We start from the raw sequence: 17,105 nt of genomic DNA, 5'->3' as shown, positions 1-17,105 counted from the left end.
GCTATATCAGCGTTATTCCTGATTTTCAACTTTGTGGTATACTAAATAAAATCAGCGCTTAACCAGATCGTTTATTGTAAACCAAAAAGTTAACAATTGGAGGTCCATATGTTCTTAGAACTCGATGATCATGGTATTTCTGTTCTGAAGGCACTGGCATCGGACACAAGAGCTTCGATTCTTAGACTATTGCTGCATACACCCCTTACGGTCAGTGAGCTGGCCGTAAAACTAAACTTAAGCAAAGCGATCGTGTCACGCCATATCCGGTTACTGGAGGACGCCAAGATCATCAAGCTCCAGGACAACCTGGAGGGTACCGATAACAGAAAGAAGAGTTTTGTGCTTGCCGTTGATCATATTGCCCTCAACTTGCCCCAAAAGCTCCATCTTCCTTTTAAAGTCATTACGAATGAAATCAAGCTGGGATACTATTCTAATTTCTCAGTCACCCCTACCTGCGGGTTAGCCGGCCAGACTAAAGTCATCGGCAAGTTAGACGATCAACGGACCTTCGTCTCCAATGACCGGATCGATGCTTCTTTAATTTGGTTTGCGGAGGGCTTCGTTGAATATATAATTCCGAATGATTTTAACCGAAATTTTACTGCAGAATTATTAGAGTTATCCTTGGAGCTATCTTCAGAGTTTCCTGGGTCCAACAATAATTGGCCAAGTGATATCGCCTTTTATATCAACGATGTTTTTTTAGGCACCTGGACGGCTCCGGGTAATTTTTCAGATGTGCGCGGGAAATTAACACCAAACTGGTGGGATAACGAACTAAGCCAGTATGGACTTTTGAAGCATTTAAGAGTCACCAAGAAGGATACTGGAATAGACGGTCAAAAAATATCATCGGTCACCCTCGCTGAGCTAAAGATCGAAGACTCTCCCTTCATCAAGCTGAGGATTGGGATTGATGGGAATTCTACAAACAAAGGCGGACTTACCATCTTCGGGGAGCACTTTGGAAATTATCCGCAGAATATTCTGCTTAAGCTATTCTATACGGAAGCTGAATAGGGGATATTTAGGCTGAGCATGCCCATCATACTCCCTCCCCTCCCCCCATATACATAGGAAGAACGGTTCACAAGCTGGAAGGAGAGATGGATGCATGCCCGGTGATGATGAGATTAAAGCGCTGGAGCGGTCGATTGCCGAGATCACGGAGATTGCTTCCGGGTTTGGGCTCGATTTTTATCCGATGCGTTATGAGATATGTCCGGCGGATATTATTTATACCTTCGGTGCGTACGGGATGCCTACCCGGTTCGGGCACTGGAGCTTTGGCAAGACTTTTCATAAAATGAAGGCTCAATACGATTTTGGCCTGAGCAAAATTTATGAGCTGGTCATCAACTCTAACCCGTGCTACGCCTTCCTGCTGGACGGCAACTCCCTGGTGCAGAACAAGCTGATTGTCGCGCATGTGCTGGCGCACTGCGACTTCTTCAAGAACAATATGCGCTTCTCCATGTCCAACCGGGATATGGTCGAGAGCATGGCTGCTACCGCCGACCGGATCAACGATTATTCCGTCACTTATGGCACAGACACCGTAGAGAGCTTCATTGATTCCGTGCTGGCGATCCAGGAGCATATCGATCCCAGCCTGATCCAGCCGCGCAAGCTGGGCAAGACTCATCTGCTCGAAGCCAAGATGAAGGAGCGCAAGGACGCCCCGCCCGGCGGATCTGGTCCGCCTAATGCCTACAGCGAACTGTGGGATCTGGAGAAGAGTACTGACGTCCCGCCAGAGCCCGAAACCGCCGGTAAGCGCACCTTCCCCCCGGAGCCGGAAAAAGATATCGTCTGGTTCATTCAGCAATACTCTACCGCCCTGGAGGACTGGCAGCGCGACATCATGACGATGCTGCATGACGAGATGCTCTATTTCTGGCCGCAGATGGAGACCAAGATCATGAACGAAGGCTGGGCCTCCTACTGGCATCAGCGGATTATGCGCGAGCTGGACCTGACTGCCGAAGAGACGGTCGAATACGCCAAGCTGAATTCATCGGTGGTGCAGCCCTCCCGCCAGAGCCTGAACCCGTATTACCTAGGCCTGAAGATTTTCGAGGACATTGAGAAGCGCTGGGACCGGGACAAAATGTTCGAGGTCCGCGAGCTGGATTCCGACCTCTCCTTCATCCGCAGCTATCTCTCGAAGGAACTAGTGAATGATCTGGACCTCTACGTGTTCGAGAAAAAAGGCCCGGAATGGAAAATCACCGATAAAGCCTGGGAGAATGTACGCGACCAGCTGGTGCTGGCCCGGGTGAACGGCGGCTCCCCGTACCTCGTCGTCCAGGATGCCGATTATGAGCGGAACGGCGAACTCTTGATTGCCCACCGCTATGAGAGTATCGAGCTGGATCTGAAATACCTGGAGCGCACGCTCCCGCATATCTACGCCCTCTGGGGCCGCACCGTGCATCTGCAGACCGTCGTGGAGGACAAAAACGCCCTGTTCACCTATGACGGCAAGAAGGTGCAGCGGAAGTTTATGTAAAGAAACGTATGGTTTCGCACAATAAGCCGCAGTGTAGTTGCTATGTGCAATTACGCTGCGGCTTTTTTTTGAAAATATAAGAATTTATACGTTGCACATGATAACTTATCCTTCTATTTCTCGCTGAAACGGTACCGTCCTTTAAGAGGACGGCGAAGCCGTTTCTACTTGTTGTATCAGATTTGGAGGTCAAACAGCTTGCCAAGCGGTATCTGAAAATCTCTAAACACATTCGACCGCACGCTATCCTGCTCCGAATATAAGTCCCGCACCTGATACACGCCATCCTGCAGCGCATATACATGAACCGTGCGGTTGCCGGGATCGACGATCCAATATTCCTGGACGCCATACTTCTGGTACAGATTGAACTTCTCATTGAAGTCCTTGAGTGCCGTTGACGGAGATAACACTTCGATAATCATTGTGGGCGCGCCGTGACAGCCATTCTTCGTAATCTGATCCTTAGAGCAGACCACCGACAGATCGGGCTGGACGACATGATCGGGCATTGCAGCAGAATCATCCTCGCTGAAGAACACATCGAACGGAGCGACAAACACATGACAGCTCTTATTTTCCAGGTGCGTACGCAATGCAAAATATAGCTCTCCTATAACATACTGGTGCAGGGCTGTAGGCGTTGGAGACATATTATAGGCTTTGCCGTTAATTAATTCCCATACACCGTCCCATGACAACCAATCCTGATACGAATGCTGCCTCTGCTCATCCGGATTCGACACTTGGATCTGCCTCCTTCGCTTCCTAGCGGATTACGTGTAAGTGAATTATAACATGAATCACCGCCAATACTCAGCGCCCCCTCCCCCATATCCCCTGCTGCAAAAAATACTTAAATATAAATTATCCCAATTTTGTTTTAATAGTATCCCAATGGGTTATATATCTCCTGTGATTTATAATGGGTAATTCTGGATGGTCCATGATTACTCTCATACAGAAACCAGACGGGAGAGGACGTTAGTGAAAGTGAAACAAATGGCAATACTGCTGCTCATCATGTGTGTGATTCTGACAGGCTGCATGGGGGGCAGCAAAGAAGGAAGTCCAGCGCCTTCATCCAGTCCGGCCGCCACGGCAACTGCCGAGACGAAGAACACTTCGGGGAATCCTCCGCCGGAGGCTTCACAGACCGTGTACGATCTGAAGCAGAAGTATGATTCAGATGAAGCAGATCACAGTCCGGGCATCATGCCTATGTATAATGTGGAGCAGGATATGGAATTCATCTTCAGATTCAATACCGATCTTGGCTCAGAAGCCATTGGTAAGACATTATCCGTACATACTGATATCAAGGCACTGCCGGAGAGTAAGGTCGGGACCCTTGAGGATTCACAGCTTGTTGACGGCAAAAGCGTATACTCCATCAAGCCGCTCGGCTTCGGCGTCCTTCCCTCCGATTCCCTGCGCGCTACCGGAGCCAGCTCCTGGGGGAACGCGCCTGTCTACTACATCCGGCTCAACTATGACCTGGATGCCAAGTCGCCTACTCTGCTGAAGCAGCCGGTGATTATTCCGTTTACGGTGAAATCGGATCTGCCCACGCCGACGCTGCAAGCCGACATCAGTCCTGACGGAAGACTGACTCTGGTATGGAATGAAGTTCCGGGCGCGGAGAGCTACAATATTTACAGCGCCTCCCATATTACAATGGAGAACATCAATGAGCCGCTCAGCGGCGCCGAGCAGGGCTATGCGGATCAGCGTCCGCTGCTGATTGCAACCGTGAAGGGCACTTCGTATAACGATTTCATGAAGGACGGACGCGGTGCGCTCGGTGTAGTAGATGAGATGATTACGAGCGTACAGAATAATAATGTCCAAGGGGAATATTACGTCACTGCCGTTCAGGGGGACAAAGAATCCCGGTTCAGCCGTTCGGCAGATACCGTAGCGTTATCCAAACGTCTGCCGCGCACTGTGGCTCCTGAGGATAACATCAACCTGAAATTGTACAAGAATGCCAAAGAGCTGCCCAAGACCGTTCCGGTCCAGTTCATTGACGGCTCCAAAGCCTCAGTAACAGTGATGTACGACACCGGAGCTGTGACTCTTAAGGCTTCCGGCCCAACCGATGTCCCATACACAATTCAAGGCACTGCACTTAAGGGATATGTCCAGGTTACGCAGTTGACCGAAGCGGATATTTCCAGTCTTGCCGCCACCCAGAGCAACAAAGCGAATCCCGGGTATGTGGAGCCGCAGAATAACACGGATTATGTGCCTGCACCGGACGTACCGACCATCATCGACAACGATAACGGGAACGCCAGTGAACCTGGAGATAATGTCATCGACCAGCAAAAAGAGAATACGAAGAGCAAGGTAGAGGAAGGCAACAAACAGGCGGTACCGGGCACCACGATACGGGCAGACCTGATTCATGCCGACTCTGCGCTGGAGGAATATCTCGCATTGACCCTGATGAACGGCGACACCGAAATCTCGCTGCAAGCCTTCCCGGAGGCGCAGAATGCCCGTACCCTGGTCGATGTAATTGAGAAGGTGGTCTACCAGAACCCGCTCATTCTCGGCTTCCGCGGCTATGGCTACGATTATGAGAAGCTGACACTGAATGTGAGTTACGATGATTCTGCCGAGATCATCCGCTCCAAGCAGAAGGAGATCCTTGCCGAGGCAGATAAAGTAATCGCTGCTGTGATCAAGGAAGGCATGAGCGCGGATGAGAAGCAGATGGCAATCTACGATTATCTGAATGATAACACCGCCTATGACGATGCTGCTCTGGAGAATGCCATGGAGCAGGAGTTCAAGACAGTAGATGCGAAGTATAACGATTCTTTCAATACCTACGGCATTCTGGTTAAAAAAGTCGGCGTATGCATGAGCTATGCCCATACCTTCCAGCTGCTCTCTGATCTCGTCCAGGTCCCTTCGATGGTCGTCACAGGAACCATGAGCGGCGTGAATCACGCCTGGAACAAGGTGAAGATCGGCGACGAATGGGTCAACGTTGACCCGACCAATAACGCCACCAATACCGGACTTCCTTATCTGCTCTATAACTCCAATGACGCTACAGCCTCCGATGTAGAGTATGTGATGGACAAGGCCTACTGGCTGGACCATGAGCTGCCTCTGTTCAAGGCCACCAGCAATGCCTATGATTATTACGTGACGCAAGGACTTGAAGTAGATTCCCTGGAAGCCTACAAGACCAAGCTGGCCGAACAGCTGAAGAAAGGCGAGACGCTGGTAGTCCTGCGCGTTCTGGGCAATACCGACAGCTCGGAGCTGATGCAGAAAACCGCCGAGGTCATCAAGCAACACGATGCGGCCAAGCTGGATAGTGCAGGCATGGTGGAGCTTGGAAGCTACGTTGCGGTTCAATTGGACGCCGCAGCCGGGCAATAACGGACAGCAAAAAAGGCAACCCCCTGCTACGGGGGCTTGCCTTTTTTGCTGAACCCTCATTATTCCTCTTCATACGGATAGTAAATATCGCTCAGGTTACCTGCCTGATAATAGGGGTACTCCAGTTTTTGTTGCACCTGTCGCGCAGTGTCTGTATTTACTAAGCACTCGATCAGGTACAGGCCAAGGTCGATTGAAGCCGTTACTCCGCCTCCGGTGAAGGTATCGCCGTCCCGGACCGCCCGGGCTTTAATGACTTCCCCGCAGTAAGGAGCTAGCAGATCGTAGGCGGACGAGTTCGTGGTCGCTTTTTTCCCCTCCAGGAATCCTGCTGCCCCTAAGAGCAGCGCACCTGTGCAGACCGACACCTTATAACGTGCGCCTTCTGCCGTCCGTATCCAGCTTATGAAGTCCTCATCGTAGCGGAGCGTCCGGGTCGCAAGACCACCCGGGAGGAAGACCAGATCGAATGTGCCCAGATCAGGCAGTATCTCATTAGCCTTGATAGTCAACCCCCGGTCATCGCTCACCTCCGCCTTGTTAGCGCAGAAGGTCCAGGATACGTTCTCCTTCGCCTTCAGGATCGCTACCCAGCTCACTGCTTCATAGAACCCGACAAAATCCATGCTGGTCATGCCGTCAAACAGAACAAACGCCATTCTCATTACCGTCACCTATCCTCTCCTAATGGAAGATTAAGCACTCAGTTCCAAATATACTGCATCTTTTTATACCCGACATCCCATATTTTCAATTCGCCCTTAATCGTGATCTTCAGCTCTTGCCCTGGCTCAACCGGCATCTCGTATACTACAGGGTACTGTTCAGGATTAGTACGCTGAAAATCTCCAGTATAATTCAAGAATTCCTGGCCATCCCGGGTAATACTGATCTCACCGGAATAATCCGTTGGTTCGGGGTTTCCGAAAGTGAAGCAGAAAGTCGTCTGACCCTCAGACTTATACGTGAATGTTCTGGAATCTCCGCCTTCAGCGCCATACAGGTTATAGCGGAGCGGTAACTTCTGTCCGTTGATTTGAATGCTGTCCGGTTTGTCTGCGGATGAATCGCCCGAGGTGTCCGTCCATTCCGTGATCGCTGAGAACGGCCCCTCTACTTTAGTTATTATTTTGTTTACCGCTGCGCCTAGTCCCCATAAAGCTATAAAAAGGACCAACCCCGCTATAGCCGTTGCCGCCAGATTGCGCCCGAGGCTCCGGTAACGGAAGCCAAGCTTGTACGCCCCGAAACCGAGGGCTGCACCAACCGAATTCTGAAGAGCATCATTGATATCGAAGCTGCCCAGGAAGGCAAGGGCCTGGAGCGTTTCAAGCACAAGAATCGCGATGAAGAACAAGGTGATGAACCGGACGAAGCTGACCCGGTACAGCCATGGAATCAATATACCGAAAGGAACAAACGCAAGTGTGTTCCCGAAACCCACCAAATCCATCAGGGTGGGAGGAAAAAGATCAGACGGAGACGGCAGCAAAAGGAAGTTTTCAGGCATGAAAATAAAGGTGTAAACGGTATGATCCGAAGCCTCTCCTCTGCCAAAAGCAAAGAACATAAAATAAAGCACAAGCAGCGTGTACAATACGGTTACTGTTAGTAGAATCTTGCGTTGTTTGACCATGGTTAGCTCCTTCATACTATTTTTCCACATATTACAATTAAACGGTTAGTGATTTCATGATACCCGCTCCCGTACAGGGACATAAATCTCCATCACGGAATCCACGCGGGCGTGACAGCGTTCGTCGTAGAACTCAAAGTTCAGTTTATCTTCGTCATGCATGTAGCCGCTGCCTGGGAACCAGTCCTCGAAGATATATCTCCAGGTACTCTTGACCACCTCAGCAAAAGTCTCCGGTCCCGCCTCATCGGTAGCGTCTACCGGTGGTGTCGTAAATACCGCATACTGTGCCGCAGGCACAACAGCCGTAAGCATGTCAGGAGTGGCCTTACTGAAGTCCTCCACAATAACCCCCAGCAGATACACAGCATTACCGCCAGCGTCTGACGGTATACATAAGCCGACCTCCCCGTGCTTCGGCGGATTCAGCTTCGCATACATTTGATCCTCCAGATTATCGCCCTCATAGTTATACCAGAAAGAAGCGACATCCTGCGTAGCATTCCCCGCCTCCACATTCGTCTCAATTCCGTAACCCGCTACGTTAAAAGCAGGCCGCTCCACCCTCACCGGCTCTGCCATATACGCCTTAATCTCATACTCCAACCTGTCCCGCAGATACCCGCTCATCCGCGCCGCATACTGGGAGGGACTGTAGCCGTAGGTCTTGCGGAAGGCTTTGGCGAAGCCCCCGGGTGTCTCGAAGCCATATTCCAGCGCAATCTCCGTAATTCTCCGCCCGTTGAACAATTCAACGGCAGCCCGCGACAATCTCCGGGTGCGCACATATTCCATGACCGGCATATCCTGCGACTGGCTGAACATCCGGCAGAAATGGTACAGCGAATAACCCGCATACGCCGCAATCTGCTCCGCTGTCAGCGGGTCCATGAGATGCTCCTCAATATAATCAATACTCCGCCCGATCTCTCTGCTGTAATTCAGTGACTCCACCGGCCTTTCAGTATACATAGGTGCATACATTATAGCAGATGGCGGCCTCCGGGACTGATCCAGTCTTGCTATATACTCAGCTTTTCAGACAATCTTGTCAAATATAGCGGCTGCGAACAGGCGGGCTTTCTCAACATCCAGCTCATCGGGATGCCCTTTTTTATCCAGATTGAAGCCCAGCGGGCTGAACTCCCCGGGACAATGGAACTCACCGATCACGTTACTGCCCTTGGCCGCCAGTTTGGCCTCAACCAGCGCCTGATTCTTGAATTCCCCAGAGCCGGATGTGCAGAAAATAAAGACATTTTTGTCCCGGAGCGGCATTCTCTTGATGAATTTGAACATCCTGCGGTGAATTTTGGAGACGTAAATGCCTGAACCGAGGCCAATCAGGTCATATACGGACAGCATCTCAGGCTTAACGTCCTCCACTTTGGCCAAATCTGCCCCCAACACTTCAGCCATAGCGGCTGCAATCTTCTGTGTGTTCATGCTGCGGCCGGATCGGTAAATAATGACAGTCTTCATAATGGCGCCTCAATTCGTTATATTTAAAATATGAATGAACTTAATTAAATTCATTCATTTCAAGCCAAAATAAAATGCCCAGGATATCCACTGAACATTTAATAGTGTATTCTGCCGCCAGCAAAGCGATGCCGGATACCTTTGTCAATGCTGTGTATCCGTCAAGCCTTTCATTATAAATTCGACCAAATAGTCCAGGATCTGCGGGAAATAGCTAACCCCGATCTCTTCCTTGTGAATGTCGATATACGGCACGGAGTTGAACAAGGCAAGAATCATCCCGTCCTCCAGATCTGTTCTGATTTTCCCCCTGGACTTCCAGTGCCGGATTAATTCCAGCGTGCCGCTGTTCATCATTTCATGAATACCCTCTATTCCGCCATGCTCATAGAATTCCTTCTCCAGCTTGCTGAAAAGAGCTTTGTTGTACCATTCCTTCAGGATTGGATTCGTATTGATCCCGCTGTAATTAAGCGCCATGATTTCTTTGAGCACTTTGGCAGGCTCGTCGTCCAGATTGACCGAAGATTGCAGGATACTCCGTTTCAGCTTCTCGTTCTCCTGCAGATAAATATCGATGAACAGCTTCTCTTTCGAAGCGTAATAATTATAGAACGTGCCTACGGCATATCCGCACATTTTGGTGATGTCGGAAATATTGGTGTCCTTGAAGCCCTTGGAGCTGAACAGCTCTTTGCCGCATCTGAAAATCTCAGCCTTCTTATCTTCCATCCGTAAGCCCTCCGCGCCTGAGTGAATAATATATAATTCATTCATAATGTAGCATAGCCTTGAAGGCATTACAATGCACTTTTATATTCATCTGACACGAATCACTTCCCATTTCGGTGAATAGGCTATTGTAATGACTTCAAGAATGGAGGGTTCCCGCATGAATAACAGGAACGAAGATTCGAACAGCTCAGCTCATCCGTCAGGCTATCGGCATCTGCCGCAGCCCTACCCTTATTCGCATTACCACTACCTGATACGTTCGGAGTCCACTGAGGAGACCCCTCCGAGGATTGCTAAGAATTCCGCAACTGCCGGGAATACGCAGACTGTCAGGGCCTCCGAACCTCCGGCCGCTCCACATAAGCTCGAGAATGACCATGCGGAGGACAACATGGACGGCTGGCAGCAGATTCAGAATGCCAGCAAGCCGCAGACGGTCCTCGAAAACGGACATCCGGCTGCCGCGAACAAGCCGGTGGATGGCCATCCCGGGGCAAGTCAGGCCGGCGGAAAGGGAATTCATGTCGATGTAGGAGGCGAGTTAGGGGGTAAACACAGCATCGGCATAAATGCCGGAGGAAAGCTGGCTAACAGCGGCGCAAGCATGCAGGCAGACGGCCATATCGGCAGCAGCTCCTACGGGATCGAAGCGCAAGGCGATACCCATGTGGGCAACGGGCAAGGCCTCGGAGTGAACGCCGAAGCCCAGGCCTTCGGCAAATACGGGGTGGCTGCACAAGGCAAGGCCCAGCTCGGCGGCGGGCAAGGCGCAGATGTCAAGTTGGGCGCACAGGCCGGGGGCGATCACGGGCTGAATGCAGATGCGGGTGCTCATCTGGGGCTTAGTCAAGGTGCAGGCTTTGACTCTCATGTTCAGCTCGGCGGCAACAAGGGCATCGGGGCTGAGGCCAAAGCCCAGTTCGGCGGCGGCGAAGGCGCAGGCATCGGCGTGGGCGGACAGCTCGGCAAATATAACGGCCAATTAAGCTTCAAGATTGGCGGCAAGGAGCAGGAGCCTAAGGACTCTCAGGAGGATTAGAAGAATTAGTTATCCAGTCCGCACGGATTCGCCGATCAGGCGCTTCGCTAGACTAAAGGGAATATCCCTAAGCCATCACCATGGCCTGGGATATTCCCTTTTGGCTGAGCGTACAAGTCTTAATTAGCTCCGGGATAGACAAGAGGACTGCCTGATGGCAGTCCCCGGTCCCCAGTATCCGTGAATCCGCCTCCGTCAGCGGTTCAGCAGGCTTCCGACATATTTCAGCAGCTCATTGGCACAGATCGGGCAGTAGTTGTGCTCGTCGATCAGGCGGCGGCTGACCTCGTTGATCCGTTTGAGCTGGCTTTCATCCGGTGTCTTGGAGGAAGTGGTGATTTTGACGATATCCTTGAGGTCCGTGAACAGCTTCTTCTCGATGGCTTCCCGCAGCCGGTCGTGATTGTTGTACTCGAACTTCTTGCCCTTGCGGGAGTAGGACGAAATACGGATCAGGATCTCCTCGCGGAAGGCCTTCTTCGCATTCTCCGAGATGCCGATCTGCTCTTCAATGGAGCGCATCAGCCGCTCATCCGGCTCCATCTCCTCATCGGTAAGCGGGTCGCGGATTTTGGACCAGTTGCAGAAGGCTTCGATATTGTCGAGATAATTCTCGAACAGCGTTTTGGCGGATTCTTCAAAAGAGTAGACGAAGGCCTTTTGCACTTCGCTTTTGGCGAGAATATCGTATTCCTTGCGGGCAATAGAAATAAAGTTCAGATAACGCTCGCGCTCCTCCTTCGTAATCGAAGGATGCTGATCCAGTCCGTCCTTGATCGCCCGCAGCACATCCAGCGCGTTCATGCACTGCAGATCGCCTTTGATCAGGGCGCTGGAGATGCGGTTAATGACATAACGCGGGTCGATGCCGGACATGCCTTCATCTAAGTATTCGGTCTGCATCTCCTTCAGATCCGCTTCCTTGTAGCCCTCGACCTCTTCGCCGTCGTACATGCGCAGCTTCTTGATCAGATCCATCCCCTGCTTCTTGCTCTCCTTGAGCCGGGTCAGGATTGAGAAGATCGCCGCCGCGCGCAGCGCGTGAGGGGCAATATGCACATGCTTCATATCGCTCTGGCCGATCAGCTTGGCGTAGATCTTTTCCTCTTCAGAGACGCGCAGATTATAGGGAACCGGCATGACGATCATGCGGGACTGGAGCGCTTCGTTCTTTTTATTGGAGATGAAGGATTTATATTCGGTCTCATTCGTGTGGGCCACGATAAGTTCGTCAGCACTGATTAACGCGAACCGTCCGGCCTTGAAGTTGCCCTCCTGGGTCAAAGACAGCAGATTCCACAGAAACTTCTCATCGCATTTCAGCATTTCCTGGAATTCCATCAGGCCGCGGTTGGCCTTGTTCAGCTCCCCGTCAAAGCGGTAGGCCCGCGGATCGGATTCCGAGCCGAATTCGGTAATGGTGGAGAAGTCGATACTGCCGGTCAGATCCGCGATATCCTGCGACTTCGGGTCGGAAGGGCTGAATGTACCAATCCCTACCCGCTCCTCTTCCGACAACAGCACCCGGGTAACCGCCACACGTTCAATATCCCCGTGGTAATCATTCTTCAGCCGCATCTGGCAGGACGGGCAGAGATTGCCTTCAATCCGTACATCCAGCTCGCGTTCGATCTCAGGCCGCAGCTCCAGCGGAATTAGATGCAGCGGGTCCTCATGCATCGGGCAGCCCTCAATAGCATACACCGCACCCGCATCCGTGCGTGAATATTGCTCCAGGCCGCGCTTCAGCAGCGTGACCAAGGTGGACTTTCCTCCACTGACCGGTCCCATCAGCAGCAGAATCCGTTTACGCACATCCAGCCTTCGGGCTGCGGAATGGAAGTATTCCTCCACCAGCTTTTCCACCGCACGATCCAGTCCAAAGATCTCCTGTTCAAAAAACTTATACCGTTTACGTCCGTTAATGTCCTCGACGCCGTGTGACTTGATCATGTCGTATACGCGGGAATGAGCCGTTTTGGCGGGAGAGGGGTCTACTCTAAGCAGTTCTATATAGTCCTTGAAAGTGCCGCTCCACGCCAAACGGTCGTTCTCAGCCCGATGCGTTGCTATACGCTCAAAAATATCCATGGCTCGCTGCCTCCTCTTGCGCTCCTACTTGCTCCACCAAGCTTAGAAAGTGTATTACATACCTATGCGGCGAGCCCGGAATAGTTGACCTCTTTTTTGCTGTGCTATAATAGAGAATCATAAATTCTCTATTATAATTACGCTGCAATCCAGGGCAGGAGTGAATACGAATGGCAATCAAGCAGGAGACGGAGCTGTATGCTCCTTTGAAGAGTTTTTTTGAACGGCAAGGCTATGACATCAAGGGTGAGGTGCGGACCTGTGATCTGGTGGGCATCCGGGAGGACGAGGCGCAGCCACTCATTGTGGAGATGAAAAAATCGTTCAATCTCGCCCTGCTGCTGCAGGGGATTGAACGGCTGCGGCTCAGCCCTAACGTCTACCTCGCGGTAGAACGCGTCAGGGAGAAGAAGGGCGCGGTCAACCAGCGCTGGGGCGAGCTCACCGGGCTGTGCCGCCGGCTCGGCCTCGGGCTGATCACCGTCGTCTTCTACAAGACGAAGGCCCCGCTCGTCGAGGTGCTCGCGGAGCCGGGCGACGCGCCGCCGCAGACCCGCAGCGCGGTGCGCCGCCGCGAGCGCTTGCTCTATGAGTTCCGCGAGCGCAGCGGGGACTACAACACCGGCGGCAGCACGCGCGTCAAGCTCGTGACGGCCTACCGCGAGAAGGCGCTGCGCGTAGCACTCGCGCTGCAGGCCCTGGAGGCCGAAGCCGCTGATGCGGCCGGCCTCGGCGGGGGGCGCGCGGCGCAGGGCGGCGCGCCGGGAACTGCCGTGGCCGCTGGGGAGACGGCGGCCACGGATACGGCAGCAGCGGCGGCTGACGCTGCTGCTGGGGGCCCGGCGGCTGCGCGCAGCCGGGCTGAGGCACCGCGCGGCGTCACGCCCGCCGCGCTGCGTAAGCGAAGCGGCGTGCCCGGCGCCGCCGCCTTCCTGCAGAAGAACTACTATTCGTGGTTCTTCCGGGTAGGTCGCGGCCGCTACACGCTCACGGCCGCCGGAAGGGCAGCGCTGATCGAATATGCCACGATCGCGGAGGTCAGCGCAGGCAAGCTGTAGGCCCGCGCCCGGCCGGAGCGGATCTCAGCGGATTCTGGCCGCCCTCAGGCCCAGGTCCTGCCGATTCGTTCGCAGCTCATCTGCCGGACCTGGGCTGCTGCGACAGCCTATCCGTTCGCAGCCCCAACAGCCGGACCCAGGCCGCCGTGTCTGCCCATCTGTCCGCTCACTACTCCACCTGCCGGACCCGGGCAGCGCGCCTCCCCATCCGCTCACTACTCCACCTGCCGAACCCGGGCCGCGCGCCTACCCATCCGCTCACTACTCCAACAGCCGGACCTGGGCCAGCTGCACCTGCCGATTCGTTCGCAGCTCCACCTGCCGAACCCGAGCGGAAGCGCCTCCCTTTACATGGGCATTCACACAATCGTGAGGCGTTCCCGCTCTACTGCCCGGCTAATAGATGGAAAATCAACACTTAAATTGTTGAGTTTTTCCCGGCGCAAAAGATTAGTTGGATAAACAACACTTATTTTCCACCATTTTGTCTCAAGTAGCATATTTCAGCTGAATAAATGTACTTTTTCCAACTAAAGTCCCAAATTCGAGGAATCCAGTCAAATTAGATACTCTTTTTCCATCTATCTCCACAGAATAAAGTTACTGGATAATCGCCAATACATGTATTCGATTTTTTACACACATTTGGTCCGCTTACCTTCGCCCCATCGCCCCAGCACATTGTATTCGGTTTTCCGTACACATTCGGCCCGCTTACCCTCGTCCATCACATTGTATTCGGTTTTCCGTACACATTCGGCCCGCTTACCTTCGCCCCAGCACATTGTATTCGGTTTTCCGCACACTTTCGGTCCGCTTACCCTCGTCCCATCACATTGTATTCGGTTTTCCGTACACATTCGGCCCGCTTACCCGCGTCCATCACATTGTATTCGGTTTTCCGCACACATTCAGCCTGCGAATCATCTCTCGCGCCAACTATCCAAGCACAAAAGGAGTTGTCCCCACGCAGACCTGCTGCGAGCGACAACTCCTTTGTACCTTCTCTATCCACTTACCTGATCTATACTCTAGAATATCCTACTGGTTTATACTGTGCTCTTCGCTCATTCACTCCAAGCCCCAGCCCTTCGCTTATTCGCTCCTGGCTCGCCCTAAGCAAGCACCGTATACAGCAGCTCCTTCTCCTTAACCGAGGTGGCGCCAGCAGACTGGATGGACTGGTACTGCTGGATGTTCGTGATAATAACCGGCGTAATCGTGCTATAGCCAGCCTTCTCGATCTCGACCAGATCGAATTCCATCAGGAGATCGCCGACAGCCACCCGCGTTCCGGCGGTTACCTTGGGCGAGAAATGCAAGCCTTTCAGCTTCACCGTGTCGATGCCGATATGGATCAGCATTTCCGCTCCGCTGTCGCTGACCAGACCAATGGCATGTCCGCTCTTCGAGAGCGAGAACACCGTTCCCTGGACCGGCGAGACTACGCGGCCTTCGGACGGTTGAATGGCATATCCTTTACCCATAATCTCTTCCGAGAAGGCCGGGTCGCTCACTTCGCTGAGCGGCTTCACCGCTCCGGCAATCGGACTGAACACCTCTTGATTCACCATCGTAGACTCAGCAGTAGCGCCGATTACAGTAGTGTGAGCGTCAGATGCGACAGGCTCGGCAGAAGTCACCGCAGGTGCAGCAGCAGCTTCCGGCTCATCCTCGAAGCCGATAATATAAGTGACAATGGCAGCAACTGCCGCCCCGATGGCGAAGCCGATGACCGAATAGACAAAGGTCGCACCGAGAACCATCGGGATGCCAGAGAGCCCGGCGAGTCCGCCGATAACATACGCTTTTACCTTGAACAAGCTTAGGAACGCACCGCCGGCGGCTCCGCCGATCAGGGCAGCGATGAACGGTTTCTTAAGCCGCATATTCACACCGTACATAGCTGGTTCTGTAATCCCCATGAAAGCCGTAATACTTGTGGACAGGGAGAGGGACTTCAGCTTGCTGTTCTTCGTTCTCAGTGAGACACCAAGCGCACTGCCCGCCTGGGCGAAGTTCGCTACCATCATAATCGGAATCATATAGTCATAGCCAAGCTGTGCAATGGATGCGATCATGATTGGAATCAGAGCATAGTGCATCCCGGTAATGATCAGCAGCGACATGGTTCCGCCCAGCAGCAGGCCTGCGAACAACCCCGTATTCTCGAACAGCCAGCTGATGCCTCCAGTCAGGCCATCCCCGATAATTACTCCCAGCGGGCCTACGGCAATCAGGGTAAGCGGCACAATGACCAGCAGCGTAACCGTCGGAACGATAATCAGCTTCAGGGAAGCATGGGTTACTTTATCAACGGCTTTTTCCACATAGGAGGCCAGCCATACTGCAATCACAATCGGAATGACAGACGAAGCGTAAGTTGCAGCTACCACCGGCAGTGAAGCGAAGGTAACAGGCTCCCCGGACCCCAGCAGCGTGGTGACGGTCGGATGCAGAATGGCCGCACCTATCGCAGCAGCGATGTACATATTGCTTCCCAGCTTACGGGCAGCGCTGATGGCCAGAACAATCGGCAGGAAGTAAAAGGCACCGTCCCCGATCGCCGAGAGAATGATATACGTGGAGTTCTCTGTCCCCATCCAGCCCACCGCCACCAGCAGGGCGACAATCCCTTTGATCATCCCCGCACCGGTAATGGCCGGCAGGATCGGTGTGAAGATTCCCGAGATGAAGTCGAACAGCTTACTCAGCGGGTTCTGCTTCTTTTTCTCAACCTTGTCACCAGAAGCCTTCTTCTCAGGAGAAACGGACATATTGCCAATCAGGTCATTGTAGACCACCGGCACATCATTACCGATAATGACCTGGAATTGCCCGCCGTTAATCATCACGCCCATAACCCCGTCCGTCTTCTGCAGGGCCGCTTTGTCCGCACGGTTGTTGTCATTCAGATTGAAGCGCAGACGGGTCATACAGTGGGTTACCTGATCGATATTGTCTTCTCCGCCGACAAGCTTCAATATTTCTTTGGACAGCTCTTTTGTATTCATAAGATGTTGCTCCTTAGATGTAGTATGTTTTCCGCAAAAAAAAACCTAAACGCCGATCAGCGGGGAAAGGCAGTCTTCTGCCTCCAGCACTGTCCGGGTTTAGGTTTTGCCTCTGTTCCGAGTAGCAATC

Annotated in this window: 13 protein-coding genes; 5 read left to right on the top strand and 8 right to left on the bottom strand. The window is 52.8% G+C overall.

Features of this window, described 5'->3' with window-relative positions:
• Positions 1–108 precede the first annotated feature (108 nt).
• Both NYE26_RS07575 and NYE26_RS07570 read left to right on the top strand, forming a co-directional pair.
• Positions 109–1,026: a helix-turn-helix domain-containing protein gene (locus NYE26_RS07575; RefSeq protein WP_339255000.1), complete on the top strand. Its 918-nt coding sequence runs from the start codon at positions 109–111 to the stop codon at positions 1,024–1,026.
• 94 nt (positions 1,027–1,120) lie between these two features.
• Entirely contained in the window at positions 1,121–2,518 is a 1,398-nt protein-coding gene (locus NYE26_RS07570) for a SpoVR family protein (protein WP_339254999.1), read from the top strand.
• Between the two features lie 176 nt (positions 2,519–2,694).
• Here NYE26_RS07570 and NYE26_RS07565 read toward each other — a convergent pair whose 3' ends face one another.
• Positions 2,695–3,264 (bottom strand): Uma2 family endonuclease, encoded by a 570-nt coding sequence (locus tag NYE26_RS07565; RefSeq protein ID WP_339254998.1) that lies wholly within the window; start codon positions 3,262–3,264, stop codon positions 2,695–2,697.
• 241 nt (positions 3,265–3,505) lie between these two features.
• Here NYE26_RS07565 and NYE26_RS07560 point away from each other — a divergent pair, with 241 nt between their 5' ends.
• Entirely contained in the window at positions 3,506–5,920 is a 2,415-nt protein-coding gene (locus tag NYE26_RS07560) for a transglutaminase domain-containing protein (RefSeq protein ID WP_339254997.1), read from the top strand.
• 59 nt (positions 5,921–5,979) lie between these two features.
• Here NYE26_RS07560 and NYE26_RS07555 read toward each other — a convergent pair whose 3' ends face one another.
• The 5 genes from NYE26_RS07555 to NYE26_RS07535 all read right to left on the bottom strand — a co-directional run bounded on the left by NYE26_RS07555 (position 5,980) and on the right by NYE26_RS07535 (position 9,770).
• Positions 5,980–6,585: a DJ-1/PfpI family protein gene (locus NYE26_RS07555; protein WP_339257389.1), complete on the bottom strand. Its 606-nt coding sequence runs from the start codon at positions 6,583–6,585 to the stop codon at positions 5,980–5,982.
• Between the two features lie 38 nt (positions 6,586–6,623).
• On the bottom strand, positions 6,624–7,556 hold the full coding sequence (locus NYE26_RS07550; RefSeq protein WP_339254996.1) for a VanZ family protein: 933 nt from the start codon (positions 7,554–7,556) through the stop codon (positions 6,624–6,626).
• A 54-nt stretch (positions 7,557–7,610) separates the two neighbouring features.
• Entirely contained in the window at positions 7,611–8,528 is a 918-nt protein-coding gene (locus NYE26_RS07545) for an AraC family transcriptional regulator (protein WP_339254995.1), read from the bottom strand.
• A gap of 66 nt (positions 8,529–8,594) precedes the next feature.
• Positions 8,595–9,038, bottom strand: a complete 444-nt coding sequence (locus NYE26_RS07540; protein ID WP_339254994.1) for a flavodoxin domain-containing protein — start codon at positions 9,036–9,038, stop codon at positions 8,595–8,597.
• Positions 9,039–9,182: 144 nt separating this feature from the next.
• Positions 9,183–9,770, bottom strand: coding sequence for a TetR/AcrR family transcriptional regulator (locus NYE26_RS07535; protein ID WP_036721318.1), 588 nt, complete (start codon positions 9,768–9,770; stop codon positions 9,183–9,185).
• A gap of 160 nt (positions 9,771–9,930) precedes the next feature.
• On the opposite strand from NYE26_RS07535, the gene NYE26_RS07530 reads away from it, so the two are divergent.
• Positions 9,931–10,812 carry a hypothetical protein gene (locus NYE26_RS07530; protein WP_339254993.1) on the top strand — a complete coding sequence of 294 codons (882 nt, stop codon included), beginning with the start codon at positions 9,931–9,933 and terminating at the stop codon, positions 10,810–10,812.
• A 195-nt stretch (positions 10,813–11,007) separates the two neighbouring features.
• Here the strand turns inward: NYE26_RS07530 and NYE26_RS07525 are convergent, their stop codons facing one another.
• Positions 11,008–12,903 (bottom strand): PrkA family serine protein kinase, encoded by a 1,896-nt coding sequence (locus NYE26_RS07525; RefSeq protein ID WP_209872919.1) that lies wholly within the window; start codon positions 12,901–12,903, stop codon positions 11,008–11,010.
• A gap of 170 nt (positions 12,904–13,073) precedes the next feature.
• On the opposite strand from NYE26_RS07525, the gene NYE26_RS07520 reads away from it, so the two are divergent.
• A complete protein-coding gene (locus tag NYE26_RS07520) occupies positions 13,074–13,961 on the top strand; it encodes a DUF2161 family putative PD-(D/E)XK-type phosphodiesterase (RefSeq protein ID WP_339254992.1) in 888 nt (295 codons plus the stop codon).
• A gap of 1,115 nt (positions 13,962–15,076) precedes the next feature.
• Here NYE26_RS07520 and NYE26_RS07515 read toward each other — a convergent pair.
• On the bottom strand, positions 15,077–16,975 hold the full coding sequence (locus tag NYE26_RS07515; RefSeq protein WP_339254991.1) for a beta-glucoside-specific PTS transporter subunit IIABC: 1,899 nt from the start codon (positions 16,973–16,975) through the stop codon (positions 15,077–15,079).
• Positions 16,976–17,105 lie beyond the last annotated feature (130 nt).

The sequence above is a fragment of the Paenibacillus sp. FSL P2-0136 genome (genome assembly GCF_037975325.1).
Taxonomy (GTDB): domain Bacteria; phylum Bacillota; class Bacilli; order Paenibacillales; family Paenibacillaceae; genus Paenibacillus_AQ; species Paenibacillus_AQ silagei.
Note: the sequence above shows the minus strand (reverse complement) of the source record. Positions and strands in the feature narration are given on the sequence as shown.